General features: G+C 63.0%; 23 protein-coding genes. 21 read left to right on the top strand and 2 right to left on the bottom strand.

Going from position 1 to position 23,766, the window contains the following annotated elements; translation table 11 throughout:
* Positions 1-43 precede the first annotated feature (43 nt).
* The 14 genes from pheA (at position 44) to cysM (ending at position 14,669) form a co-directional block, all read left to right on the top strand.
* Positions 44-1,126, top strand: a complete 1,083-nt coding sequence (gene pheA / locus M0D65_RS04955) for a prephenate dehydratase (protein ID WP_266251567.1) — start codon at positions 44-46, stop codon at positions 1,124-1,126.
* 61 nt (positions 1,127-1,187) lie between these two features.
* Positions 1,188-2,300 (top strand): histidinol-phosphate transaminase, encoded by a 1,113-nt coding sequence (gene hisC, locus M0D65_RS04950; RefSeq protein WP_091011492.1) that lies wholly within the window; start codon positions 1,188-1,190, stop codon positions 2,298-2,300.
* 66 nt (positions 2,301-2,366) lie between these two features.
* Complete coding sequence (locus M0D65_RS04945; RefSeq protein WP_266251564.1) at positions 2,367-3,296, top strand: prephenate dehydrogenase/arogenate dehydrogenase family protein; 930 nt, start codon at positions 2,367-2,369, stop codon at positions 3,294-3,296.
* A gap of 11 nt (positions 3,297-3,307) precedes the next feature.
* Positions 3,308-4,612, top strand: a complete 1,305-nt coding sequence (aroA, locus tag M0D65_RS04940) for a 3-phosphoshikimate 1-carboxyvinyltransferase (protein ID WP_266251563.1) — start codon at positions 3,308-3,310, stop codon at positions 4,610-4,612.
* A gap of 43 nt (positions 4,613-4,655) precedes the next feature.
* A complete protein-coding gene (gene cmk / locus M0D65_RS04935; protein ID WP_266251561.1) occupies positions 4,656-5,342 on the top strand; it encodes a (d)CMP kinase in 687 nt (228 codons plus the stop codon).
* A 165-nt stretch (positions 5,343-5,507) separates the two neighbouring features.
* Positions 5,508-7,223, top strand: a complete 1,716-nt coding sequence (gene rpsA / locus M0D65_RS04930; RefSeq protein ID WP_091011496.1) for a 30S ribosomal protein S1 — start codon at positions 5,508-5,510, stop codon at positions 7,221-7,223.
* Between the two features lie 133 nt (positions 7,224-7,356).
* Positions 7,357-7,680, top strand: a complete 324-nt coding sequence (locus M0D65_RS04925; protein WP_091011497.1) for an integration host factor subunit beta — start codon at positions 7,357-7,359, stop codon at positions 7,678-7,680.
* Positions 7,681-7,966: 286 nt separating this feature from the next.
* Positions 7,967-8,260, top strand: coding sequence for a lipopolysaccharide assembly LapA domain-containing protein (locus M0D65_RS04920; RefSeq protein ID WP_091011498.1), 294 nt, complete (start codon positions 7,967-7,969; stop codon positions 8,258-8,260).
* 61 nt (positions 8,261-8,321) lie between these two features.
* Entirely contained in the window at positions 8,322-9,497 is a 1,176-nt protein-coding gene (lapB, locus tag M0D65_RS04915; protein WP_266251560.1) for a lipopolysaccharide assembly protein LapB, read from the top strand.
* 105 nt (positions 9,498-9,602) lie between these two features.
* Positions 9,603-10,997, top strand: a complete 1,395-nt coding sequence (locus M0D65_RS04910) for a UDP-glucose/GDP-mannose dehydrogenase family protein (RefSeq protein WP_091011500.1) — start codon at positions 9,603-9,605, stop codon at positions 10,995-10,997.
* Complete coding sequence (gene rfaE1, locus M0D65_RS04905; RefSeq protein ID WP_091011501.1) at positions 10,972-11,952, top strand: D-glycero-beta-D-manno-heptose-7-phosphate kinase; 981 nt, start codon at positions 10,972-10,974, stop codon at positions 11,950-11,952. The genes M0D65_RS04910 and rfaE1 overlap by 26 nt, the downstream gene beginning before the upstream one ends.
* Positions 11,953-12,040: 88 nt before the next feature.
* A complete protein-coding gene (gene rfaD, locus M0D65_RS04900) occupies positions 12,041-13,033 on the top strand; it encodes an ADP-glyceromanno-heptose 6-epimerase (RefSeq protein ID WP_091011502.1) in 993 nt (330 codons plus the stop codon).
* 77 nt (positions 13,034-13,110) lie between these two features.
* Positions 13,111-13,461 carry a helix-hairpin-helix domain-containing protein gene (locus tag M0D65_RS04895; protein WP_091011503.1) on the top strand — a complete coding sequence of 117 codons (351 nt, stop codon included), beginning with the start codon at positions 13,111-13,113 and terminating at the stop codon, positions 13,459-13,461.
* Between the two features lie 305 nt (positions 13,462-13,766).
* On the top strand, positions 13,767-14,669 hold the full coding sequence (gene cysM, locus M0D65_RS04890; RefSeq protein WP_091011504.1) for a cysteine synthase CysM: 903 nt from the start codon (positions 13,767-13,769) through the stop codon (positions 14,667-14,669).
* 104 nt (positions 14,670-14,773) lie between these two features.
* On the opposite strand, the gene mltB is transcribed toward cysM, so the two are convergent.
* Positions 14,774-16,075, bottom strand: coding sequence for a lytic murein transglycosylase B (gene mltB / locus M0D65_RS04885; protein WP_091011505.1), 1,302 nt, complete (start codon positions 16,073-16,075; stop codon positions 14,774-14,776).
* 223 nt (positions 16,076-16,298) lie between these two features.
* Between mltB and M0D65_RS04880 the strand changes: the two genes are divergently transcribed.
* A complete protein-coding gene (locus M0D65_RS04880) occupies positions 16,299-17,222 on the top strand; it encodes a histone deacetylase family protein (RefSeq protein WP_091011506.1) in 924 nt (307 codons plus the stop codon).
* Positions 17,223-17,263: 41 nt separating this feature from the next.
* Complete coding sequence (locus M0D65_RS04875) at positions 17,264-18,088, top strand: enoyl-CoA hydratase (RefSeq protein WP_091011507.1); 825 nt, start codon at positions 17,264-17,266, stop codon at positions 18,086-18,088.
* A gap of 17 nt (positions 18,089-18,105) precedes the next feature.
* Here M0D65_RS04875 and M0D65_RS04870 read toward each other — a convergent pair whose 3' ends face one another.
* Positions 18,106-18,993: an alpha/beta hydrolase gene (locus M0D65_RS04870; protein WP_091011508.1), complete on the bottom strand. Its 888-nt coding sequence runs from the start codon at positions 18,991-18,993 to the stop codon at positions 18,106-18,108.
* Positions 18,994-19,244: 251 nt separating this feature from the next.
* Between M0D65_RS04870 and M0D65_RS04865 the strand changes: the two genes are divergently transcribed.
* The 5 genes from M0D65_RS04865 to M0D65_RS04845 all read left to right on the top strand — a co-directional run bounded on the left by M0D65_RS04865 (position 19,245) and on the right by M0D65_RS04845 (position 23,752).
* Positions 19,245-20,279 carry a methionine ABC transporter ATP-binding protein gene (locus M0D65_RS04865; RefSeq protein ID WP_091011509.1) on the top strand — a complete coding sequence of 345 codons (1,035 nt, stop codon included), beginning with the start codon at positions 19,245-19,247 and terminating at the stop codon, positions 20,277-20,279.
* Complete coding sequence (locus tag M0D65_RS04860; protein WP_091011650.1) at positions 20,269-20,922, top strand: methionine ABC transporter permease; 654 nt, start codon at positions 20,269-20,271, stop codon at positions 20,920-20,922. Before M0D65_RS04865 ends, M0D65_RS04860 begins: the two co-directional genes overlap by 11 nt.
* A 59-nt stretch (positions 20,923-20,981) precedes the next feature.
* Entirely contained in the window at positions 20,982-21,785 is an 804-nt protein-coding gene (locus M0D65_RS04855; protein WP_091011510.1) for a MetQ/NlpA family ABC transporter substrate-binding protein, read from the top strand.
* A 271-nt stretch (positions 21,786-22,056) separates the two neighbouring features.
* Positions 22,057-22,806 carry an electron transfer flavoprotein subunit beta/FixA family protein gene (locus M0D65_RS04850; RefSeq protein ID WP_266251550.1) on the top strand — a complete coding sequence of 250 codons (750 nt, stop codon included), beginning with the start codon at positions 22,057-22,059 and terminating at the stop codon, positions 22,804-22,806.
* A 13-nt stretch (positions 22,807-22,819) separates the two neighbouring features.
* Entirely contained in the window at positions 22,820-23,752 is a 933-nt protein-coding gene (locus M0D65_RS04845) for an electron transfer flavoprotein subunit alpha/FixB family protein (RefSeq protein WP_266251548.1), read from the top strand.
* Positions 23,753-23,766: the final 14 nt, after the last annotated feature.

The following is a 23,766-nucleotide window of genomic DNA, read 5'->3' as shown; positions in this document are numbered from 1 at the left end:
CCGGCGCGCGCGCCACTCTTTCAGCTAACGGCCGGTTTTACGCATGGACGACGAACTTAATTTACGACTCAAACCGCTGCGCGAGCGCATCGATGCCCTCGATGCGCAGCTCATCGCGCTTCTCAACCAGCGTGCGGCGGTCGCGCTCGAAGTCGGCGAGGTGAAGAAGCATTTCAACGCGCCGGTGTTTCGCCCGGAGCGCGAGCAGCAGGTCATCGCGCGTTTGCAGGACATGAGCGCCGGGCCGCTGGCCGGCGAACACATCAGCGCCATCTGGCGCGAGATCATGGCCGCGAGCCGCGCGCTCGAACAGACGGTTCGGGCCGCGTATCTCGGACCGATCGGCACCTATAGCGAAGAGGCGATGCACGAGTACTTCGGTCAGTCGATCGAAGGGCTGCCGTGTCCGTCCATCGACGAAGTGTTCCGTTCCGTCGAAGCCGGCGCCGCGGAATTCGGCGTCGTGCCGGTCGAGAACTCGACCGAAGGCGCGGTGTCGCGCACGCTCGACTTGCTGCTGCAATCGCAGTTGCTGATCGGCGGCGAACTTGCGCTGCCGATCCACCACAACCTGCTGACGACGAGCGGCGACCTGACAGGCGTGACGCGTGTCTGCGCCCACGCGCAGGCACTCGCGCAATGCCAGCGCTGGCTGTCTACGCATGCGCCGCATCTCGAGCGCGAGGCCGTGTCGAGCAACGCCGAAGCGGCGCGTCTGGCAGCGGCCGATCCGACGGTCGCGGCGATCGCCGGCGATCGCGCGGCGACGCATTACGGCTTGCAGGTGGCGTACGCACTGATCCAGGACGATCCGCACAATCGCACCCGCTTCCTGATGATCGGCAAGGAGCCCGCGGGCGTGAGCGGCAATGACCGGACCTCGCTGATCTTCTCGGTGAAGAACGAGCCTGGTGCGGTGTTCCGGCTGCTCGAACCGCTCGCCCGCCACGGCGTGTCGATGACGCGTTTCGAGTCGCGGCCCGCGCGCGTCGACAAGTGGGAGTATTACTTCTACATCGACGTCGAAGGTCATCGCAACGATGCGGCTGTGGCTGCGGCGCTCGCCGAGCTTGAGCAGAAGGCCGCCTTCGTCAAGATACTCGGCTCGTATCCGCGCGCCCGCTGACGTCGGCTTGCCGGCTTGCCACTGCGAATTCAACACATCAAATATCGATTTGGAGATACTCATGACTACGCCTTTCGGTCCTTCTTATGTGCGCGCCATTGCGCCTTATGTCGCCGGCAAACCGATCTCGGAAGTCGCGCGTGAATTCGGTCTCGACGAGGCGAGCATCGTGAAGCTGGCCTCGAACGAGAATCCGCTCGGCATGCCCGAGTCGGCGCAGCAGGCGATGACGAAGGCCGCGGGCGAGCTGGGTCGTTATCCGGATGCCAACGCGTTCGAACTGAAGGCCGCGCTGAGCGCGCACTACGATGTGCCCGCCGAATGGATCACGCTCGGCAACGGCAGCAACGACATCCTCGAACTCGCCGCGCACTCGTTTGTCGAGAAAACCCAGTCGATCGTCTACGCGCAGTATTCGTTTGCGGTTTATGCGCTCGCTACGCAAGGGCTCGGCGCACGCGCGATCGTCGTGCCGGCCGTGAAGTACGGTCACGATCTCGATGCGATGCTCGCCGCCATCGACGACGACACACGGCTCGTGTTTGTCGCGAATCCGAACAATCCGACTGGCACGTTCCTCGAAGGCGCGCAGATCGAAGCGTTTCTCGACAAGGTACCGCGCCATGTCGCGGTGGTGCTCGACGAGGCTTACACCGAATACCTGCCGGCAGAAAAGCGCTATGACGCGATTGCGTGGGTGCGTCGCTATCCGAACCTGCTCGTGTCGCGCACGTTCTCGAAGGCGTTCGGCCTTGCCGGTCTGCGAGTCGGTTTCGCGATCGCGCAGCCCGAGCTGACCGATCTGATGAACCGTCTGCGTCAGCCGTTCAACGTCAATACGCTTGCGCAGGCTGCGGCGATTGCCGCGTTGAACGACAACGCGTTCCTCGCGAAGAGCGCGGAACTCAACGCGCAGGGCTATCGTCGGCTGACCGAAGCGTTCGATCGGCTCGGCCTGGAATATGTGCCGTCGTCGGGCAACTTCGTGCTGGTGCGCGTGGGCACCGACGATGCAGCCGGCAACCGCGTCAATCTCGCGCTGCTGAAGCAGGGTGTGATCGTGCGGCCGGTTGGCGGTTACGGTTTGCCGCAGTGGCTGCGCATCACGATCGGTCTGCCCGCAGAAAACGACGCGTTCATCGCCGCGCTCGAAAAGACGCTCGCGACCGCCTGAGCGGTTTGCGCCGACTATCCCTGTGCCCGGCCCGATGACGGCCGGGACGCTTTTTCCCGGTTCGCTGTGGCCGCATTCTCTTTCAACAAGCTGGTGATTTTCGGTGTCGGCCTGATCGGCGGATCGCTTGCGCGCGCGTTGCGCGAGCGTGATGGTGTGAGCGGCGCGCGTACCGTGGTCGGGGTGGGACGTTCGGCGGCGTCGACGGCGCGGGCGCTCGAACTCGGCGTGATCGACGCAGCCGCCACGTTCGACGATCCGGTCGCATTGCGCGCGGCGCTGGCGGGCGCGGATATCGTGTTGCTTGCCGCGCCGGTTGCGCAGACGCGGCCGCTGCTCGAACGCATCGCACCGTTTCTCGACGCTGCAACCATCGTCACCGATGCCGGCAGCACGAAGTCCGACGTCGTCGCGGCGGCGCGCGCGGCACTCGGTTCGCGGGTCGCGCAGTTCGTGCCCGGGCACCCGATTGCCGGCCGCGAGTCGAGCGGCGTCGATGCGGCGCTCGCCGATCTATATGTCGATCGCAATGTCGTGCTGTGCGCGCTGCCGGAGAATGCGCCGCGCGACGTCGAACGGGTCGCCGCGATGTGGCGCGCCAGCGGCGCAGCGGTGCACGAGATGTCGCCGGAGCAGCATGATCGTGTGCTCGCGTCGGTGAGTCATCTGCCGCACGTGCTGTCGTTTGCGCTGGTCGAGCAGATTCTCGGCTCACCGGATGCAGCGCTGAAATTTTCCTTTGCGGCTGGTGGCTTTCGCGATTTCACGCGGATCGCCGCGTCGAGCCCGGAGATGTGGCGCGACATCTGCGTCGCCAACCGCGCGGCGCTGCTCGACGAGCTCGACGACTACACGGCTGTGCTGGCACGGCTACGTGCCGCGATCGAAGCGGGCGACGGCGCGGCGCTCGAAGCCGTATTCGCCCGCTCGCGCGAGGCACGCAGCGGCTGGCAGGCCGGTGGCGGCAAGGCCGGCACCGACGACGCGTCGAAATAACAGGACATACCATGGACTACCTCGATCTCGGACCCTACTCCCGTGCGTCGGGCACGGTGCGCCTGCCTGGTTCGAAGAGCATTTCGAATCGCGTGCTGCTGCTCGCCGCGCTCGCCGAAGGCGAGACGACGATTACGAACCTGCTCGATTCCGACGACACGCGCGTGATGCTCGCGGCACTCGAACAGCTCGGCGTGAAGCTGATTCGCAACGGCGATACCTGCACGGTCACCGGTACACGCGGCGCGTTTACGGCGCAGAGCGCCGATTTGTTCCTCGGTAATGCGGGTACGGCAGTGCGTCCGCTCACAGCGGCGCTCGCGGTGAACGGCGGTGAGTATCGCGTGCACGGCGTGCCGCGCATGCACGAGCGACCGATCGGCGATCTGGTCGACGGTTTGCGGCAGATCGGCGCGAAGATCGATTACGAAGCGAACGAAGGATACCCGCCGTTGCGCATCCACGCGGCGCAGATTGCCGTCGACGCACCGATCCGCGTGCGCGGCGACGTATCGAGCCAGTTCCTGACCGCGCTGCTGATGACCCTGCCGCTCGTGCGTTCCGCCAGCGGCGTGACGGTCGTCGAAGTAGAAGGCGAGCTGATCTCGAAGCCCTATATCGACATCACGATCAAGTTGATGGCGCGCTTCGGTATCCACGTCGAGCGCGACGGCTGGCAGCGCTTCACGGTGCCGGCTGGTCGGCGCTATCGGGCGCCGGGACGCATCATGGTCGAAGGCGATGCGTCGTCGGCCTCGTACTTTCTGGCGGCAGGTGCGCTGGGCGGCGGACCGCTGCGGGTGGAAGGCGTTGGGCGCGCGAGTATCCAGGGCGACGTCGGCTTTGCCGACGCACTCAACCAGATGGGCGCCAATGTATCGATGGGTGAGGACTGGATCGAGGTGCGCGGTATCGGCCACGATCACGGCCGGCTCGCGCCAATCGACATGGACTTCAACCTGATCCCGGACGCCGCGATGACGATTGCGGTGGCTGCGCTGTTCGCTGACGGCACCTCGACGCTGCGCAATATCGGCAGCTGGCGCGTCAAGGAAACCGACCGGATTGCCGCGATGGCGACTGAATTGCGCAAGGTCGGCGCGACGATCGAGGAGGGCGCCGACTATCTGGTCGTCACGCCGCCCGCGCGCCTCACGCCCAACGCTGCCATCGATACCTACGACGATCACCGCATGGCGATGTGCTTCTCGCTGGTGAGCCTCGGCGGCGTGCCGGTGCGTATCAACGACCCGAAGTGCGTTGGCAAAACCTTCCCCGACTATTTCGAGCGCTTTGCCGCGCTCGCGAAGCCCTGACACCGATTCCCACTCCGGTTTACCCCGACGAGCGACTTTTCCGATGAAACCGACCCGTCCTTTTCACCAGACGCCCGTCATTACGATCGATGGCCCGACTGCCTCCGGTAAGGGCACCGTGGCCGCGCTGGTCGCCGCCCAGCTGGGTTTCCATCTGCTCGACAGCGGCGCGCTCTACCGGCTTACCGCGCTGGCCAGCGCACGCTACCAGGTCGCCACCGACGACGCCGACGCACTGGCCAAGCTGGTCGGCGATCTGCACATCACGTTTCGCGAGGGGCTGGCGCAGCTCGACGGCGTGGATGTATCGAGCGAAATCCGTGCAGAGGAAATCGGCAAACGTGCCTCGGCGATTGCCGTTCACACACCGGTGCGGGCCGCGCTGGTGGCGCGTCAGCGGGCTTTTCGCAAGGAACCGGGGCTGGTCGCCGACGGCCGCGATATGGGGACGGTGATCTTCCAGGATGCGGCGCTAAAGGTGTTTTTGACCGCAAGTGCCGAGGCCCGTGCGGCGCGACGGTATAAGCAATTGATCCAAAAAGGTTTTTCTGCTAATATAGATGACTTGCTCCGGGATTTGCGTGAACGCGACGCGCGCGATAGTCAGCGCACGGCCGCGCCGCTCAAGCCCGCAGCAGATGCAAAGCTGCTCGACACCTCAGCTCTGTCAGTCGACCAGGCGGTCGGCCAGGTAGTGCAGTGGTATCAGGCGCTAACGCCGCATGCATGACGCGCGCAAGAGCGTGCGAGCGGCAAGGTAGGTGCTTCGCGAGCGTCGCGAAGCGTGAATTCAACCCTTTAACCCCGCGTGGGATTCGCTTTAATCACAGCGACTGAAGTCTTGCCGCTGTACGGCCATCCGGGCCGCGCGAAAACCAGGCAAATTCCGATTTTTATGTCCGACCTGCAAACCTCCACCCCGAATACCGAATCTTTTGCGGCTCTGTTCGAAGAGTCGCTGACCAAGCAGGACATGCGCGCTGGCGAAGTGATCTCCGCCGAAGTCGTGCGCGTCGACCACAACTTCGTGGTCGTCAATGCTGGTCTCAAGTCCGAAGCCTACATCCCGCTGGAAGAATTCCTGAACGACGCGGGTGAAGTGGAAGTGCAGGCGGGCGACTTCGTTTCCGTCGCGATCGACGCGCTCGAAAACGGCTACGGCGACACGATCCTGTCGCGCGACAAGGCGAAGCGTCTCGCTTCGTGGCTGTCGCTGGAAAAAGCCCTCGACAACAACGAACTCGTGACCGGCACGATCACGGGCAAGGTCAAGGGCGGCATGACCGTGATGGTCAACGGCATCCGCGCATTCCTGCCGGGTTCGCTCGTCGACACGCGTCCGGTCAAGGACACGACCCCGTACGAAGGCAAGACCCTCGAATTCCGCGTCATCAAGCTCGACCGCAAGCGTAACAACGTCGTGCTGTCGCGCCGTGCCGTGATCGAAGCTACGCAAGGCGAAGAGCGCGCGAAGCTGCTCGAAACGCTGAAGGAAGGCGCGATCGTGGAAGGCGTGGTCAAGAACATCACCGACTACGGCGCGTTCGTGGACCTCGGCGGTATCGACGGCCTGCTGCACATCACCGACATCGCATGGCGTCGTGTGCGTCACCCGAGCGAAGTGCTGTCGGTTGGCCAGGAAGTTACCGCGAAGATCCTCAAGTTCGATCAAGAGAAGAACCGCGTCTCGCTGGGCATCAAGCAACTCGGCGACGATCCGTGGGAAGGCATTTCCCGCCGTTACCCGTCGGGCACGCGCCTGTTCGGCAAGGTCACCAACATTACCGACTACGGCGCATTCGTCGAAGTGGAATCGGGCATCGAAGGCCTGGTTCACGTGTCGGAAATGGACTGGACGAACAAGAACGTTGCACCGTCGAAGGTTGTGCAGCTCGGCGACGAAGTCGAAGTCATGGTTCTCGAAATCGACGAAGACCGCCGCCGTATCAGCCTCGGCATGAAGCAATGCAAGCCGAACCCGTGGGACGACTTCAGCCGTAACTTCAAGAAGGGCGACAAGCTGCAGGGCGCGATCAAGTCGATCACCGACTTCGGCGTGTTCATCGGCCTGCCTGGCGGCATCGACGGTCTGGTTCACCTTTCCGACCTGTCGTGGAGCGAAACCGGCGAAGAAGCCGTGCGCAAGTACAAGAAGGGCGACGAAGTGGAAGCGATCGTGCTCGGCATCGACGTCGAGAAAGAACGCATTTCGCTGGGCATCAAGCAGCTCGAAGGCGACCCGTTCAGCAACTTCGTTGCAATGAACGACAAGGGTTCGATCGTCGACGGCGTGGTCAAGACGGTAGATGCGAAGGGTGCAGTGGTCACGCTGTCGACGGAAGTCGAAGGCTACCTGCGCGCTTCGGAAATCGCTCAAGACCGCGTGGAAGATGCGCGCAACGTGCTGAAGGAAGGCGACAAGGTCAACGCGATGATCATCAACATCGATCGCAAGTCGCGTGGCATCAACCTGTCGGTCAAGGCAAAGGATTCGGCTGAGCAACAGGAAGCGATCCGCGGCCTGGCTTCGTCGGATTCCAACGCGGCAGCAACCGGCACGACGAACCTCGGCGCGCTGCTGAAGGCCAAGCTCGACGGCCAGAACCAGTAAGCCTGAAAAACGCCCCCAACCCTGGCGCCTCGCGCGCCAGGCCCCCTGAAGAGGGGCTGTCCCCCACGGGGACTTCCTGCGGTGTACAAAACCTGGGGGCGGTCAGGCGTTTTCTTTAGGGGTCTGCTGCAGTATGACCAAATCGGAATTGGTCGCCCAGCTGGCTACGCGATTCCCGCAACTTGTTCTCAAGGACGCGGATTTCGCGGTGAAGACGATGCTTGATGCAATGTCCGAGGCGCTTGCCAAAGGCCATCGCATCGAAATTCGTGGCTTCGGCAGCTTCGGCCTTAACCGCCGTCCTTCCCGTGTCGGACGCAATCCGAAATCGGGCGAAAAGGTGCTGGTACCTGAGAAGTTCGTACCGCATTTCAAGCCTGGCAAGGAGTTGCGCGAGCGCGTCGACCGACGTGCGGGTGAACCGCTGAAAGATGAAGGGCCGGACGACGATCTGTGAGTTTCGTTGCCTGCAATGAAACTGTAGCGGCCGCCAGGGGCGGATGCCACAGATGCCAGACGGCAAAAAGACCAGAAAAAAGCGCCTGCGGGCGCTTTTTTTTCGCCTGTACGACACACTACGCCGAACTGCGACCGATCAATGCAAGCGCGGACCGTCCAGGCGGGTTCTGTCCAGCGGCGAGAGGCTTCAATTACAATACGGGTCACTTCGGCGCGGGCAGCACCGTGGCGCGATGCGTCATCAGGCCGGCGTCATCCCGCAATCGCCGTCAAGAGATCTACTCATGAAATTTATCGTCTGGTTGATCCGCGTACTGGTGTTCGTGCTGCTGCTGGTGCTCGCACTATCCAATACGCAAACCGTCACGTTGAATTTCCTGGCTGGCTATCAATGGCAGGCGCCGTTGATCCTGATCGGCCTCGCGTTCTTCGTCGTGGGCTTGCTGGCCGGCCTCGTATCGTCGTTGCCCGCGCTGTTCCGGCTGCGACTCGAAAACGGCCGCCTGAAACGCGATCTGCGCGTTGCGCGCGAAACACCGGTGGTCGTCGAACAACCGCCGCTGCCCCCGTTGATGTGAGTTTCCTCATGCCGCGCGCCTCGTGTGCGCGGCTTTTGTTTTCGCCTTCACTACCATTCGCATGGATCTAGACTATTGGTGGCTACTCGTTATACCGGTCGCCTTCGCGCTCGGCTGGATGGCCGCGCGTTACGACCTGAAGACGCTGTTGTCCGAGAGCGCCAATCTGCCGCGGTCCTATTTCCGCGGCTTGAACTTCCTGCTCAACGAACAACCCGATCAGGCGATCGATGCGTTCATCGAAGTCGTCAAGCTCGATCCCGAAACCATCGAACTGCACTTCGCACTCGGCAATCTGTTTCGCCGGCGCGGTGAAACCGACCGCGCGATCCGCGTGCATCAAAACCTGCTGAGCCGCGCCGACCTGCCGGTGAAGGAGCGCGACCATGCGCTCTTCGAACTCGGCCAGGATTTTCTGAAGGCCGGTCTGCTCGATCGCGCGGAGGAAACCTTCCGTTCGCTGCAAACGGGCGATCACGCGCTGGGCGCGCAACGTTCGCTGATGACGATCTACGAGATCGAAAAGGACTGGAACAAATCGATCGACACCGCACGCCGGCTCGAAACAATGGGCGCGGCGTCGCTCGAGAAAGAAGTGGCGCAGTTCCACTGCGAACTCGCGCAGGAAGCGCTGCAACAGCAGAAGCCTGACGAGGCACGCCGGCAGATTACCCTCGCACTAAAAGCCAACCCGCAGAACGTCCGCGCAACGATACTCTCCGGTGACGTAGCCGCAGCAGCGGGCGAGCAGAAAGCTGCGATCGCTCAGTGGCGCAAGGTCGAGGAGCAAAATCCGGCCTACCTGCCGCTCGTGGCCGAAAAGCTGATGAAGGTGTATGCGACGCTCGGCCAGCAGGAAGAGGGCGCCAATCTGCTCACGACATGGGTGGATCGCTATCCGAGCAACGATCTGCTGGACGTCGCATATCAGCACGTCGCGGCACTGCGCGGCCCCGATGCGGCGCATGCGCTGGCCCGCACGCAAATGCAGAAATCACCGACGCTCGCGGGCATGACGCGCCTGCTCGAAGCGCAGCAGGCAACCGCGGAAGAACCGCGGCGCAGCGAACTGGATCTGATGCGCACGTTGATTAAACAGCGGACCAAGAATCTGCCGCGCTACACGTGCCAGAATTGCGGTTTTCGGGCCCGGCTTTTCTATTGGCAATGCCCGGGCTGTAGCGGTTGGGAAACCTATGCGCCGCGTCGTATCGAACCGATGGCAGCGGCGAGCTGATCACGACAACGCCGGGTGCGTGCGAGGATCGCCGCGCCCGTGCAGTAGCGAAACGGCTGAATCATTCACCGGAAACCCACACCGGAACCACCTACCGGAACGCGTATGAAAATCACCATCATCGGTACGGGCTATGTCGGGCTCGTCACAGGCGCGTGCCTGGCCGAAATCGGCAACGACGTCTTCTGTGTCGACGTCGATCCGCGCAAGATCGGCATCCTGAACGGCGGCGGCGTGCCGATTCACGAGCCGGGTCTGAAGGAAATCATCGCGCGCACGCGGGCGGCCGGACGCATCGAGTTCGCCACCGATATTCAGGCGAGCGTCGAACACGGCGACGTGCAGTTCATCGCGGTCGGTACGCCGCCCGATGAAGACGGTTCCGCCGATCTGCAATACGTGCTCGAAGCGGCGCGCAACATCGGCCGCTACATGAACAGCTACAAGGTAATCGTCGACAAGTCGACGGTGCCGGTCGGTACCGCCGAACGCGTGCGTGCCGTTGTCGCAGAAGAACTGGCGAAGCGCGGTCTCGCGGACAGCCCGCAGCATCGTTTCTCGGTGGTATCGAATCCCGAGTTCCTGAAGGAAGGCGCCGCCGTCGACGACTTCATGCGGCCCGATCGCATCGTGCTCGGCATCGACGACGATGCGGCCGGCCAGATCGCGCGCGAAAAGATGAAGCGCCTGTATGCGCCGTTCAACCGCAATCACGAGCGCACGTTGTACATGGACGTGCGTTCCGCCGAATTCACGAAGTACGCGGCCAACGCGATGCTTGCCACACGCATCTCGTTCATGAACGAGATGGCGAATCTCGCGGATCGCGTCGGCGCCGATATCGAAGCCGTGCGTCGCGGCATCGGCTCCGACCCGCGCATCGGTTACCACTTCCTGTATGCGGGCGTCGGCTACGGCGGTTCTTGCTTCCCGAAGGATGTGCAGGCGCTGATCCGCACCGCGAGCGAGAGCGGCCACAACCTGCGCATCCTCGAAGCCGTCGAGGACGTGAATCAGGCGCAGAAGGAAATCCTCGTGCGCAAGATTACCGGCGCGCTCGGCGACGATCTGACGGGTCGCACGTTCGCAGTCTGGGGGCTCGCGTTCAAGCCGAACACCGACGACATGCGCGAAGCGCCGAGTCGCCGGCTGATCGCGGAACTGCTCACGCGCGGTGCGACCGTACGCGCTTACGATCCGGTCGCGCTCGACGAAGCACGTCGCGTCTTTGCAATGGATCTCGACGGCGAGCCCGAGCAACGTGCACGCCTGCACTTCGTGAACACCCAGGACGAAACCTTGACTGGCGCCGACGCGCTCGTCATCGTTACCGAATGGAAAGAGTTCAAGAGCCCGGACTTCGCGTATCTGAAGTCGGTGCTGAAGTCGCCGCTGATTTTCGATGGCCGCAACCTGTACGAACCGGAAGCGATGACCGAGCTGGGCATCGACTATCACTCGATTGGACGCCCCTATGTACAACCCTCCCACCGTCCCTGAAGCGTCGACGCCGGTACCCGAGCCCCGCGTCGTACCGCGCGAACAGATCGCGCGTGCACGCGTGCTCGTGGTGGGCGATGTCATGCTCGACCGTTACTGGTTCGGCGACGTCAACCGGATCTCGCCGGAAGCGCCGGTGCCGGTCGTGCATGTGCAGAAGCAGGAAGACCGCCTGGGCGGCGCGGCGAACGTCGCGCGCAATGCGGCGGCGCTCGGTGCGCAGGCCGGATTGCTGTGCGTGGTCGGTCACGACGAACCGGGCGAGCGCATCGTGCAGTTGCTCGGCGACAGCGGCGTCACGCCGCATCTCGAACGCGACCCGGCACTGCTCACCACCATCAAGTTACGCGTGCTGTCGCGCCAGCAGCAGTTGCTGCGCGTCGATTTCGAAAATACGCCGGCACACGAAGTGCTGCTGTCCGGTCTCGCGCGCTTCGACGCACTGCTGCCGCAGCACGACGTGATCCTGATGTCCGATTACGCGAAAGGTGGCCTCACGCATGTCACGCGAATGATCGCGAATGCGCGTGCGGCGGGCCGACCGGTGCTGGTCGATCCGAAGGGCGACGACTGGGAACGTTATCGCGGCGCGACGGTGATCACGCCGAACCGCGCGGAGCTGCGCGAAGTGATCGGACAGTGGAAATCGGAAGAGGACTTGCATGCGCGAGTCGCGAAACTGCGCGCGGATCTCGAACTCGATGCGCTGCTGCTCACACGCTCCGAAGAGGGCATGACGCTGTTCGCCGCCGAAGGCATCCTGCACGCTTCGGCGGTAGCACGCGAAGTGTATGATGTGTCGGGTGCCGGCGACACCGTGATCGCCACGCTCGCCGCCATGCTCGGCGCGGGTTTGTCGCTGGTCGAAGCGGTCTCGCTGGCCAATCGCGCAGCGGGCATCGTGGTCGGCAAGCTCGGTACCGCCACCGTCGACTACGACGAACTGTTCCATTGACCCCGCGCCGCGTTTTGCGTCGCGCAGCCATGCGAACGATGCAAGACGCCGCGTAGCAACCGCTACTCTTACTCAACGCAGGACGATCATGACTCTCATCGTCACCGGCGCAGCCGGCTTTATCGGCAGCAATATCGTCAAGGCGCTCAACGAGCGCGGCGAGCAGCGCATCATCGCAGTGGACAACCTGACGCGCGCCGACAAGTTCAAGAACCTCGTCGATTGCGAGATCGACGATTATCTCGACAAGACTGAATTCGTCGAGCGGTTTGCGCGCGGCGACTTCGGCAAGGTGCGTGCGGTGTTCCATGAAGGCGCCTGTTCGGACACGATGGAAACCGACGGCCGCTACATGATGGACAACAACTTCCGTTACAGCCGTGCGGTACTCGATGCGTGTCTCGCGCAGGGCACGCAGTTTCTGTATGCGTCGTCGGCGGCGACTTATGGTGGCTCGGACCGCTTCGTCGAAGATCGCACTGCGGAAGCGCCGCTGAACGTATACGGTTATTCGAAGTTTTTGTTCGATCAGGTGATTCGCCGTGTGTTGCCGCAGGCGAAGAGCCAGATTGCCGGCTTCCGCTATTTCAACGTGTACGGTCCGCGCGAAACGCACAAGGGCCGCATGGCGTCGGTGGCGTTTCACAACTTCAACCAGTTCCGCGCCGAAGGCAAGGTCAAGCTGTTCGGCGAATACAACGGTTACGGCGCGGGCGAACAGACGCGCGACTTTGTCTCCGTCGAAGACGTGACGAAGGTGAACCTGTTCTTCTTCGATCATCCGGACAAGTCGGGCATTTTCAACCTCGGTACTGGACGCGCGCAGCCGTTCAACGACATCGCCACGACGGTCGTCAACACGCTGCGCGCGCTAAAAGACGAACCGGCGCTGTCGCTCGCCGAGCAGGTTCAGCGCGGACTGATCGAATACATACCGTTTCCCGATGCGCTGCGCGGCAAGTATCAGTGCTTCACGCAAGCCGATCCGACCAAGCTGCGCGCAGCCGGCTACGATGCGCCGTTCCTGACGGTGCAGGAAGGTGTCGATCGCTACGTGCGTTGGCTGTTCGGCCAGCTATAAATCCCTCCGGCAGCTTCTTAAACTGGACTCTCCTGGTCGGCGATCGGCGCCGACCGGTTGCATCAAGGAGAGTCCAGATGTTCCGAAAAACCATCATTACGGCGGCGATGCTCGCTGCGTTCGGCCACGCGTATGCGGCCGTCGACGTCAATACCGCGAACGAGGACGCATTGCGCGGAATCAGGGGCATTGGCGCGTCGAAGGCGAAAGCGATTCTCGAAGAGCGTACCGCGCACGGTCCGTTCAAGGACGCGAGCGATCTCGGCAAACGCGTCAAGGGCATGGGCGGGCATACCGTCGAGCGCCTGCAGGCGGAGGGTCTCGCTATCGGTCCGGCTGGCGCTGCTGCTGGTACACAGGCTGCGGCAAAGGCCGCGCCCGCAAACCCCGGCGTGAAAAACGGTGCGGCGACGGTGGCGAAGAAATAGCCGCGTGCGGTGAGGGCGGCTTCCGCCGCCCTGCGAGGTTTCTTTTCGGGTGCGTGCCAGGTGATTGCTTCCGTCGGCTCATTCCTTCAGGTCGCTCCTTCAGCCGTCTTCTGATGACTGGCTCCCGCGGCGATATTTGCCGCGGTTTTTTGCGTTTCAGCAGCGATGGCGCGAGGCGGGCGCAATGTCTTGTACCTGTGGTCATTTCAGGCAGTTGCCCGCGTGACGACGAGGGACGGACAGCGAGGCCGGGCACAGTGGTTTAGAATCGGCGGATTATCGATCGTCCGGCAAAGCAAACGCACATGGCTTACAAAACAATTGAAGACACGATCGGCAATACGCCGCTCGTTCAACTCGTCCGCCTGCCGGACGACGAAATCCGCAGCCGCAATAACGTGATTCTCGGCAAACTCGAGGGGAACAACCCAGCCGGTTCGGTGAAGGATCGTCCGGCGCTGTCGATGATCAGCAAGGCCGAAGCGCGCGGACGCATCAAACCCGGCGATACGCTGATCGAAGCGACGAGCGGTAATACCGGCATCGGGCTGGCAATGGCCGCGGCGATCCGGGGCTACAAAATGGTGCTGCTCCTGCCGGAAGACCTGTCGCTCGAACGGCGCCAGAGCATGGCCGCCTACGGCGCGCAGATCGTACTCACGCCGGTGACGGGCGGTATGGAATACGCACGCGATCTCGCCGAGCAGATGCAGCGCGACGGCAAGGGCGTGATCCTCGATCAGTTCGCGAATCCCGACAATCCGCTTGCGCACTACGAAACGACGGGCCCGGAAATCTGGCGCGATACCGAAGGACGCATCACGCATTTCGTGTCAGCGATGGGTACGACCGGCACGATCATGGGCGTCTCGCAGTATCTGAAGGAACAGAGCCAGGCGGTGGAGATTATCGGTGCGCAGCCGGAAGAGGGTTCGCGCATTCCCGGCATCCGCAAATGGCCCGAAGCCTATCTGCCGAAAATCTTCGATCGCACCCGTATCGATCGTACCGAGAACGTCAGCCAGGCCGCGTCCGAGGCGATGGCGCGGCGACTGGCATCGGTGGAGGGGATTTTCTGCGGGATCTCGTCGGCGGGTGCCTGCGAGGTGGCGCTGCGGATTGCGCGTCAGGTCGAGAATGCGACCATCGTGTTTATCGTTTGCGATCGCGGGGACCGGTATCTGTCGACGGGTGTATTTCCGGCCTGAGATTCTCGCGGTGGTGTGCCAGCAAAAAGCGCCGGTTTTGAAGCCGGCGCTTTGCGTTTCACGCTGCGGAGCGTAGCGCGTCGCGCTATCCAGCGCACCGCATCCTACTGATTCGTCGAATTCGAGCCCGGGCTTACTTCAGGACTAATCCCCGGATTCAACGGGGGGATCGGTTGAGCGTTCGGCACCTGATCGCCCGGCGTCGCATCGTCGGTTGCTTCCATCTGCGCCTTGATGCGCTGACCGAGCTGATACACCGCGAGCGCATAGAAGAAGCTGCGGTTATAGCGCGTCAACACATAGAAGTTCTTCAGGCCGAGTTCGTATTCGGTCGGCCGTCCTGGGGACGGCAAATCGATCACCGTGACCGGCGTACCCGCTTCGGCTGCGATGTCGAGGTTCGGCTCGTTCAGCAGCATGCCGGCGCGCAGCAACTGGGAGAGCGGCCAGCGAGGCTCCGGCTGACCATCCGCGGCCGCTTGCGCGATGCCGAGGCTGCCCGGGTCGCTGGTAATTTTCCACACCACCGGCCGGCCGTTTTCCCAGCCGTTCTGCTTCAGATAGTTCGCCACGCTGCCGATCGCATCGGCCTGGCTCGTGCGCAGGTCGATCTGCTTGTTGCCGTCATAGTTGACTGCGTACTGCACGATGCTGCTCGGCAGAAACTGCGGAATACCGATGGCACCCGTGTAGGAGCCGAGCACGGTAGTCGGATCGATCTGCGAATCGCGTGTCCACACCAGGTAGTCTTCGAGGTTCTTGCGGAACGTCGCCTGGCGGTCGGCGCGATTCGGTGTGCCCGGGTAATCGAAGGTCAGCGTCGTGAGCGCGTCGAGCACACGGAAGTTGCCCATGAAGCGCCCATAAATCGTCTCGACACCGATAATGCCGACGATCACCTCCGGCGGCACGCCGAATTCGTCAGATGCGCGCTGCAGCGTCGCCTGGTTGTTGCGCCAGAAACGCACGCCTGCGTTGATGCGGATCTGATCGAGAAAGCGCGCCTGGTACACACGCCAGTTCTTGATCGACGGCGACGGTGCGGGCGTGACGAGTTTCACCGCGGTCGCCGAATAGCTGACGCGCGCGAACAGCGCGTGCAGCATGGACGGATCGAAGTCGTAGCGCGCAACCATGTCGTTGATGAACGCTTCGACGTCCGCGTTGTTCGCGTAGCGCTGCGGAACGATCTCTTCTTCGAATGTCTGTCCTTGTTGCACCGTCGCTTGAGGCTGGCTTTGCGCGAGCAGCGCCGGCTTCGGACTCACGGTCTGCGCACTCGCCGCACGGCTGCCGGCGAACCCGCATGCAGCGACCAGCGCGATAACAAGCGCTGTTGTGCCGAACCGGTTCGATGCGTGCGTGGACGTGGATGTCGAGGCGGGCAAAGCAGACGTAACGGTCATAGGGGACGGGGTGGGCAGAGGCGGAAAAGGACCGGGCCAGTATACCCGACGACATCCGCCGCGCCGGTGCCTGTGGCGGCCGCAGAACAAAAGCGCATAACCCGCGCGCGGCTGAGAGCGATGTGCCGTCGTGTGGTAACTTGGCGCTAATTGCGCGCATTCCCGCTGCGCGCCCAGACGGAGACATGCCGTGCACGCGTTGCGTCGCGCGGCTCGACGATTCATGGCCACAGGCTTCTATTCCCACACCGACTGTCTGAAGCACGAGATGGGGCAATGGCATCCCGAATGCCCCGGGCGCCTGCAGGCAATCGAAGATCAACTGATCGCGAGTCGCATCGATGCGCTGATCGAACGCGATACGGCGCCGCCCGCCGACGAAGCCGCACTGCTGCGCGTACATACCCAGGCGCATATCGACTACATCCGTAGCCGCGCGCCGTCCGAAGGCTACGCGGAGATCGATCCCGACACGTCGATGAATCCGCATTCGTGGCAGGCCGCCTTGCGCGCTGCCGGCGCAGCAATCGCCGCGACCGATGCGGTGATCGAAGGTCGCTACGACAATGCTTTCTGCAGCGTGCGCCCGCCGGGTCACCATGCAGAGCCCGCACGCGCGATGGGCTTCTGCTTCTTCAACAACGTGGCGATCGCGGCGCGTCATGCGCTCGAAGTGCACGGCCTCGCGCGTGTCGCGGTCGTCGATTTCGACGTGCATCACGGCAACGGCACGGAAGCTGCGTTTTCCGGCGACTCGCGCGTGCTGATGTGCAGCTTTTTTCAGCATCCGTTCTATCCGTTCAGCGGCGCGGACAACCAGGCGCCGAACATGGTGAACGTGCCAATGCCGGCGCGCTCGAAAGGCATGGATGTGCGCGAGGTCGTCGACCTGTTGTGGCTGCCGCGGCTACACGCGTTCAAGCCGGAGATGATCTTCGTGTCGGCGGGTTTCGATGCGCATCGCGAAGACGACCTCGGCAACATGGGGCTCGTCGAAGACGACTACGCCTGGCTGACCGGACAGATTCGCGAGGTCGCGGATCGTTATGCGCAAGGCCGGATCGTCAGCTGTCTTGAAGGCGGCTATAACCTCTCGGCGCTGGGTCGCAGCGTCGTGGCGCACGTGCGAGCGCTGGCGGGAATCTAGAGGCCCCCCAGTCACACTGCAGCTACGCAAAGGAGCGCGTGATGAGCGGTACTTCGCAGATTCCCGTGTCAGACAAAACCGGTCGCGCGTCACTCGTCGACGTTAAGCACCATGCGTATGGCGTGCGCGATCTGGTCTGCCTGACGCTGAACCGGCCCGATGCGTTCAATGCGCTGTCGGAAGCGCTGCTCGACGAACTGCAAACACAGCTCGCCTCGCTCGAACATTCGGATGCGCGCGTAGTCGTGATCGCCGGCGCGGGTCGCGCGTTTTGTGCGGGGCACGACCTGAAGGAAATGCGGGCGGCGCCATCGGCCGGCTACTACGAGGCGCTCTTCGCGCGCTGCACGAAGATGATGCTGACTGTCCAGCGTCTGCCGCAGCCGGTCATCGCACGGGTGCATGGCGTCGCGACCGCGGCGGGTTGCCAGCTCGTCGCGATGTGCGATCTCGCCGTCGCAGCCGATTCGGCGCGCTTCGCAGTATCGGGCGTCAACCTCGGGCTGTTCTGCGCGACACCGTCGGTGCCGCTGTCGCGCAACCTGTCGCGCAAGGCGGCGCTCGAAATGCTGCTGACCGGCGACTTCATCGATGCGCAACGCGCGCTACAGCAAGGACTCGTCAACCGCGTCGTGCCGCTCGACGAACTCGACGCAGCAGTCGCCGCGCTAGCCTCGAGCATCTGCGCGAAACCGCGCGAGGCCGTGCGCGCGGGGAAAGGGCTCTTTTACCGCCAGCTCGAAATGGGCATCGATGCCGCGTATCAGCTTGCTGGCCAGACGATGGCCTGCAACATGATGGATGCCTCCGCGCTCGAAGGCGTGCAGGCGTTCATCGACAAACGCCCGCCCGACTGGCAGCGCTGAACCGACGCACTTCAACTTCACACAGCGCGCTTCACTATCCATTCGATCAACGCATCGATCACCTGCGTGCGATCGAGGTCGTTCATCGTCTCGTGATAGCTCCCCTCGTACAGCGTGAGCGTCTTGTCGGGCGAGCCGGCCTGCGTGCCGAACGTACGGCTGCCATCGGGTTCGGTGAGCTTGTCGCGCGTGCCGTGATAGACGAGCAGCGGTAGCCGCAAACCGGCCCGGCCGCGTTCGATGCGCGTCATCGCGAGCAGGATTTCGGCGCCGGTGCGTGCGGGCACCGCGCCGTGATGGACGAGCAGATCGTGCCGGTTGTTGTCGACGACGGCCGGGTTGCGCGACAGAAGCGCCGCGTCGATCTTGAGGGCCGGAAAACGCGGCCATACGCGACTGATAATCCGGCTTAGCCCGATCATCCAGCGCGGCACGTCGCGGCCCGGGGCGAGCGCCGGGCTCGACAGGATCAAGCCGGAAAAACGGCGGCCGCGAGTCGCAGCCCGTTCGATCGCGTACAGCGCCGCGATCTCGCCGCCCATGCTGTGCCCCATCAGGAAGAGCGGTGCGCTGCTGCGGGCCGCGGCGTCGAGCAACGCATCGGCGTCCTGCAGATAATCGTCGAATCGCTCGACCCACACGCGCAAGCCGGGCGCGCGGCCGTGACCGCGCAGATCGACGGCGAACAGTTCGATGCCGGCCGCGTTCAGCCGTTGCGCCAGCGCCGTATAGCGTCCCGCATGCTCCGCGAGACCGTGTACCAGCGCGACGGTCGCGCGCGGCGACGTCACGGGCCAGCGGTACAGGGGCAGCTCGATACCGTCGCCGGTCACGACGTTCGATACGTCAGGCGCCTTACCGGCCGTAGGCACGGCAGCGGCGGCAACAGACTGGGGTGTCTCCATGGGGCGGGGGTCTCCGTCGTGGTTGTTCTGAGATTCGCCCGATCATAGTGGCTGCGGCGAAGCGGGCGTACAGATGATGACCGCGGGTGTCCTCTAATGCTCTCCCGTTATGAAAAGATCGGAATTGATTATTAAGGGAAATGTCGACGCTGCGGTAAAATCGCCAGCCATCCTCTATCAAGGCGGCGGCTGACCTTTGCGATCATCGCGACGGACGATCCGTCGTCCGGCAGACCGCCGTCCTGTTCTCAATGATCGAAATACGCAACATCTCGCAGCGTTTCGCGGGGCCCCGCGGTTGGGTCGAAGCGCTGCACAACGTCAATCTGTCCATTCCGCAGGGCGAAGTGTTCGGCATCATCGGACGCAGTGGCGCGGGCAAAAGCACGCTCGTGCGGACGATCAACCTGCTGACACGGCCCACCGAGGGCAATATCGTCGTCGACGGCCGCGATCTGACGACGCTGCCCGCCGCGCAGTTGCGCGAAGCGCGGCGCGAAATCGGCATGATCTTCCAGCATTTCAACCTGCTGTCGTCGCGCACGGTTTACGGCAACGTCGCGTTGCCGCTCGAACTGGCCGGCATGTCGGCGGCCGAGATCAAGGCGACCGTCTTGCCGCTGCTCGACCTGGTTGGTCTTTCGGCGCAGCAGGATCGCTATCCGGCGCAGATCAGCGGCGGCCAGAAGCAGCGTGTCGGCATCGCGCGGGCGCTGGCGAGCAAGCCGAAGGTGCTGCTCTCCGACGAAGCGACCTCTGCGCTCGATCCGGAAACCACGCGCTCGATTCTCGATCTGCTCAAGCGCATCAACCGCGAATTCGGTTTGACCGTCGTGCTGATCACGCACCAGATGGACGTGATCAAGCAGGTCTGCGATCGCGTCGCGGTGCTCGATGCGGGGCGTGTCGTCGAGGAAGGCAAGGTCATCGATGTGTTCCTGCAGCCGCACCACGAAGTGACGCGCGCGCTGATCGGCGATGTGATCGCGCAGGAACTGCCGCCAGCGATGAAGGCGCGCGTAGCCGAGCGTCTCAAGACCGGCAGCGGTCATCTGTTGCGTCTCGCGTTCACGGGCTCGGGCGTCGATCAACCGATCCTGTCGGAAACGATCCGTCGCTACGAACTGGACTTCAACATCCTGCACGGCCAGATCGACGAGATTCAGGGCCAGGCGTTCGGCTCGCTCGCGGTGCTGGCGGGCGGCGAGCCGCTGAAAGTCGCGCAGGCGATAGCGTTTTTGCGCGAACAGGGTGTGGTGGTCGAGGAGCTTTCGTATGTTGAGTGAAATGTTCGATATGTTCGTGCAGTCGTTCTGGGAAACGCTCGTGATGGTGGGCATTTCCGGTGCGGTCGGCGCGCTCGCCGGTGTGCCGCTTGGCGTGCTGCTGTATCTGACCGACCGCCAGGGCGTGCTGCAGAACATCGCGGTGAATCGCGTGATGGGTATCGTGGTCAATGCAGTGCGTTCGACGCCGTTCATCATCCTGCTGGTGGCGGTGATTCCGTTCACGCGGCTCGTCGTGGGCTCGTCGATCGGCACAGCCGCTGCTGTCGTGCCGCTGACGATCGCCGCCGCACCGTTTATCGCGCGGCTAGTCGAGACGGCGTTGCGCGAAGTGGACCGCGGGCTCATCGAAGCCGCTCAGGCAATGGGCGCGACAACCTCGCAGATCGTGTTCAAGGTGCTGTTGCCGGAGTCGCTGCCTGGCGTCGTCGCGGGTCTGACGATCACCTTCGTTTCGCTGGTTGGCTACTCGGCGATGGCCGGGGCGATCGGCGGCGGCGGGTTGGGCGATCTGGGTATCCGCTACGGTTATCAGCGCTTCCTGCCGGAAGTGATGCTGACGGTCGTCGTGATCCTGATCGTGTTCGTACAGTTGGTGCAGTCGTTCGGGGATTGGCTCGTGCGTCGTTTGAGCCATAAATAACAAGGGTTGTGTTGCGATTCGCTCGATAACCCGTTCAACGAGAATCATAAAGGTCGGTCATGCAACGTCGTTTCATTGTCAGGCTCGCGGCCGCGCTCGGCGCCGCGTCGCTGTTCACCGTTTTCGCCACGCCGGCCCAGGCCGATGACACCATCAAGGTCGGCGTCACCGGCGGCCCGCACGCGCAACTGATGGAAGTGGTGAAAGGCGTCGCCGCGAAGAACGGCCTGAACATCAAGATCGTCGAATTCTCCGACTACGTGCAACCGAACGCCGCGCTCGCCGCCGGCGACCTCGATGCAAACAGCTACCAGCACGAGCCCTATCTGCAGGCGCAGGTGAAGGACCGCGGCTATCCGCTGATCAAGATCGCGGATACCGTCACGTTCCCGATGGGCATCTATTCGAAGAAAGTGAAGTCGCTGGCCGAACTGCAAAACGGAGCGAAGATCGCGGTACCGAACGATCCGACCAACGGCGGTCGCGCGTTGCTGCTGCTGCAGAAAAACGGTCTGCTCAAACTGCGCGCCGACGCGGGGTTGAAGGCAACACCGCTCGATATCGTCGATAACCCGAAGAAACTGAAGATCGTCGAACTCGATGCGGCGCAGATTCCGCGTTCGCTCGGCGACGTCGATGCCGCTGCAATCAACACGAACTTCGCGATGGAGGCGGGCCTGAAGCCGAAGCAGGACGCGATCGCCATCGAAGATCCGCAAGGTCCGTACGCCAACATTCTCGTGATCCGTGCGGCGGACCGCAACAAGCCGTGGGTGGCGAAATTCGTGGCCGCCTATCACTCAGCGGAAGTGAAGCAGTTCATCGAAAGCCGCTTTGGCGGTTCGGTCGTTGCTGCCTGGTGAGCATGCGTGTCGCCACGCAAATGCGGAGGCCTCGCCACCAGTTAGAGGCGTCGGTCGGAACCCGGGGTTGGCACCCGGGTTTTTTTGCGTTTAAAATAGAACGATCGTTCGCTATCGCAGTCAAGCCCACCGACCGTCCTGCCCGTTTCCTTGCCGGTGTCGTGTCAGGGCGCAATATCCTCGCAGCAAACCCACGCCACCGACTGTCTGGAAGAAGGCAGTCGTTATAATGGCCGCTGGGTTGACGTATTCGTAACTTTGGAGCGTGTGCATGAAAATCCTGGTGCCAGTCAAGAGAGTGGTCGATTACAACGTGAAGGTCCGTGTGAAGTCGGACGGCACGGGAGTCGACATTGCGAACGTGAAGATGTCGATGAACCCGTTCGACGAAATCGCGGTGGAAGAGGCGGTACGGTTGAAGGAAGCGGGTATTGCGACCGAAGTGATCGCGGTGTCGGCAGGTGTGACGCAGGCGCAGGAAACGCTGCGCACGGCGCTCGCGATCGGCGCGGACCGCGCAATCCTCATCGAATCGAATGAAGATCTGCAGCCGCTGGCCGTGGCCAAGCTGCTCAAGGCGCTGGTCGACAAGGAACAACCGCAACTGGTGATCCTCGGCAAGCAGGCCATCGACGACGACTCGAACCAGACCGGCCAGATGCTCGCCGCGCTGGCGAATCTGCCGCAGGCTACGTTTGCATCGAAGGTCGTCGTTGCCGACGGCAAGGCGACGGTGTCGCGCGAAGTCGACGGCGGTGCGGAAACGCTGTCGCTGAAGCTGCCGGCCGTTGTCACTACCGATCTGCGCCTGAACGAGCCGCGCTACGTGACGCTGCCCAACATCATGAAGGCGAAGAAGAAGCCGCTCGAAATCGTCAAGCCCGAAGACCTCGGTGTCGACGTGACGCCGCGCCTGAAGACGCTGAAAGTGGTCGAGCCGGCCAAGCGCAGCGCCGGTGTGAAGGTGCCGGACGTGAAGACGCTGGTCGAGAAGCTGAAGACCGAAGCCAAGGTGCTGTGAGGAGACCGACAACATGACGAATCTTGTAATTGCAGAACACGACAGCGCGTCGATCAAGCCCGCGACGCTGAACACGATTGCAGCGGCGCAGAAGATCGGCGGCGATATTCACGTGCTGGTGGCAGGTCACAACGCGCAGGGCGCGGCCGATGCAGCGGCGAAGATCGCTGGTGTATCGAAGGTGCTGCTGGCCGATGCGCCGCAACTGGAAGCGGGCCTTGCAGAGAACGTCGAAGCGACGGTCGTGGCCATTGCCAAGGCTTATACGCACATCCTCGCGCCGGCCACCCCCTACGGCAAGAACATCGCTCCGCGCGTCGCGGCGAAGCTCGATGTTGCGCAGATCAGCGACATCACCGCTGTAGATAGCGCCGACACGTTCGAGCGCCCGATCTACGCAGGCAACGCCATCGCAACGGTCCAATCCACCGATCCGATCAAGGTCATCACGGTCCGTACGACCGGTTTCGACCCGGTTGCGGCCGAAGGCGGCAGCGCATCGGTCGAGAAGATCGACGCAGCAGCGGATTCCGGTCTCTCGGAGTTCGTTAGCCGTGAAGTGACGAAGCTGGATCGTCCTGAGCTGACTTCGGCAAGCATCATCGTGTCGGGCGGCCGTGGGCTGGGCAGCGGCGAGAACTACACGAAGGTGCTCGAGCCGCTCGCGGACAAGCTGAACGCGGCGCTGGGTGCTTCGCGTGCAGCCGTCGATGCTGGCTTCGTGCCGAACGACTATCAGGTCGGACAGACCGGCAAGATCGTTGCGCCGCAGCTGTATATCGCGGTGGGTATCTCCGGAGCGATCCAGCATCTGGCAGGGATGAAAGACTCGAAGGTCATCGTGGCGATCAACAAAGACCCGGAAGCGCCGATTTTCAGCGTGGCCGATTACGGTCTGGTGGGCGATCTGTTCACGGTTGTTCCGGAGCTCGTCGGCGAGCTTTGAGTGTCGACTGCGCG

Origin of the sequence: Paraburkholderia sp. CHISQ3 (genome assembly GCF_030464945.1) — a bacterium.
Classification (GTDB): domain Bacteria; phylum Pseudomonadota; class Gammaproteobacteria; order Burkholderiales; family Burkholderiaceae; genus Paraburkholderia; species Paraburkholderia megapolitana.
The sequence above is the reverse complement of the archived record's forward strand: the minus strand, read 5'-3'. Positions and strand labels throughout refer to the sequence as shown.

Coding starts and splice junctions, on each gene's coding strand:
- M0D65_RS04870 (WP_091011508.1), bottom strand. CDS start 18,993: ATGGAGACACCCCAGTCTGTTGCCGCCGCTGCCGTGCCTACGGCCGGT.
- rpsA (WP_091011496.1), top strand. CDS start 5,508: ATGTCCGACCTGCAAACCTCCACCCCGAATACCGAATCTTTTGCGGCT.
- mltB (WP_091011505.1), bottom strand. CDS start 16,075: ATGACCGTTACGTCTGCTTTGCCCGCCTCGACATCCACGTCCACGCAC.
- aroA (WP_266251563.1), top strand. CDS start 3,308: ATGGACTACCTCGATCTCGGACCCTACTCCCGTGCGTCGGGCACGGTG.
- lapB (WP_266251560.1), top strand. CDS start 8,322: ATGGATCTAGACTATTGGTGGCTACTCGTTATACCGGTCGCCTTCGCG.
- M0D65_RS04880 (WP_091011506.1), top strand. CDS start 16,299: ATGGCCACAGGCTTCTATTCCCACACCGACTGTCTGAAGCACGAGATG.
- M0D65_RS04910 (WP_091011500.1), top strand. CDS start 9,603: ATGAAAATCACCATCATCGGTACGGGCTATGTCGGGCTCGTCACAGGC.
- M0D65_RS04925 (WP_091011497.1), top strand. CDS start 7,357: ATGACCAAATCGGAATTGGTCGCCCAGCTGGCTACGCGATTCCCGCAA.
- M0D65_RS04895 (WP_091011503.1), top strand. CDS start 13,111: ATGTTCCGAAAAACCATCATTACGGCGGCGATGCTCGCTGCGTTCGGC.
- M0D65_RS04850 (WP_266251550.1), top strand. CDS start 22,057: ATGAAAATCCTGGTGCCAGTCAAGAGAGTGGTCGATTACAACGTGAAG.
- rfaE1 (WP_091011501.1), top strand. CDS start 10,972: ATGTACAACCCTCCCACCGTCCCTGAAGCGTCGACGCCGGTACCCGAG.
- cysM (WP_091011504.1), top strand. CDS start 13,767: ATGGCTTACAAAACAATTGAAGACACGATCGGCAATACGCCGCTCGTT.
- M0D65_RS04860 (WP_091011650.1), top strand. CDS start 20,269: ATGTTGAGTGAAATGTTCGATATGTTCGTGCAGTCGTTCTGGGAAACG.
- pheA (WP_266251567.1), top strand. CDS start 44: ATGGACGACGAACTTAATTTACGACTCAAACCGCTGCGCGAGCGCATC.
- M0D65_RS04920 (WP_091011498.1), top strand. CDS start 7,967: ATGAAATTTATCGTCTGGTTGATCCGCGTACTGGTGTTCGTGCTGCTG.
- M0D65_RS04855 (WP_091011510.1), top strand. CDS start 20,982: ATGCAACGTCGTTTCATTGTCAGGCTCGCGGCCGCGCTCGGCGCCGCG.
- cmk (WP_266251561.1), top strand. CDS start 4,656: ATGAAACCGACCCGTCCTTTTCACCAGACGCCCGTCATTACGATCGAT.
- M0D65_RS04845 (WP_266251548.1), top strand. CDS start 22,820: ATGACGAATCTTGTAATTGCAGAACACGACAGCGCGTCGATCAAGCCC.
- M0D65_RS04865 (WP_091011509.1), top strand. CDS start 19,245: ATGATCGAAATACGCAACATCTCGCAGCGTTTCGCGGGGCCCCGCGGT.
- M0D65_RS04875 (WP_091011507.1), top strand. CDS start 17,264: ATGAGCGGTACTTCGCAGATTCCCGTGTCAGACAAAACCGGTCGCGCG.
- hisC (WP_091011492.1), top strand. CDS start 1,188: ATGACTACGCCTTTCGGTCCTTCTTATGTGCGCGCCATTGCGCCTTAT.
- rfaD (WP_091011502.1), top strand. CDS start 12,041: ATGACTCTCATCGTCACCGGCGCAGCCGGCTTTATCGGCAGCAATATC.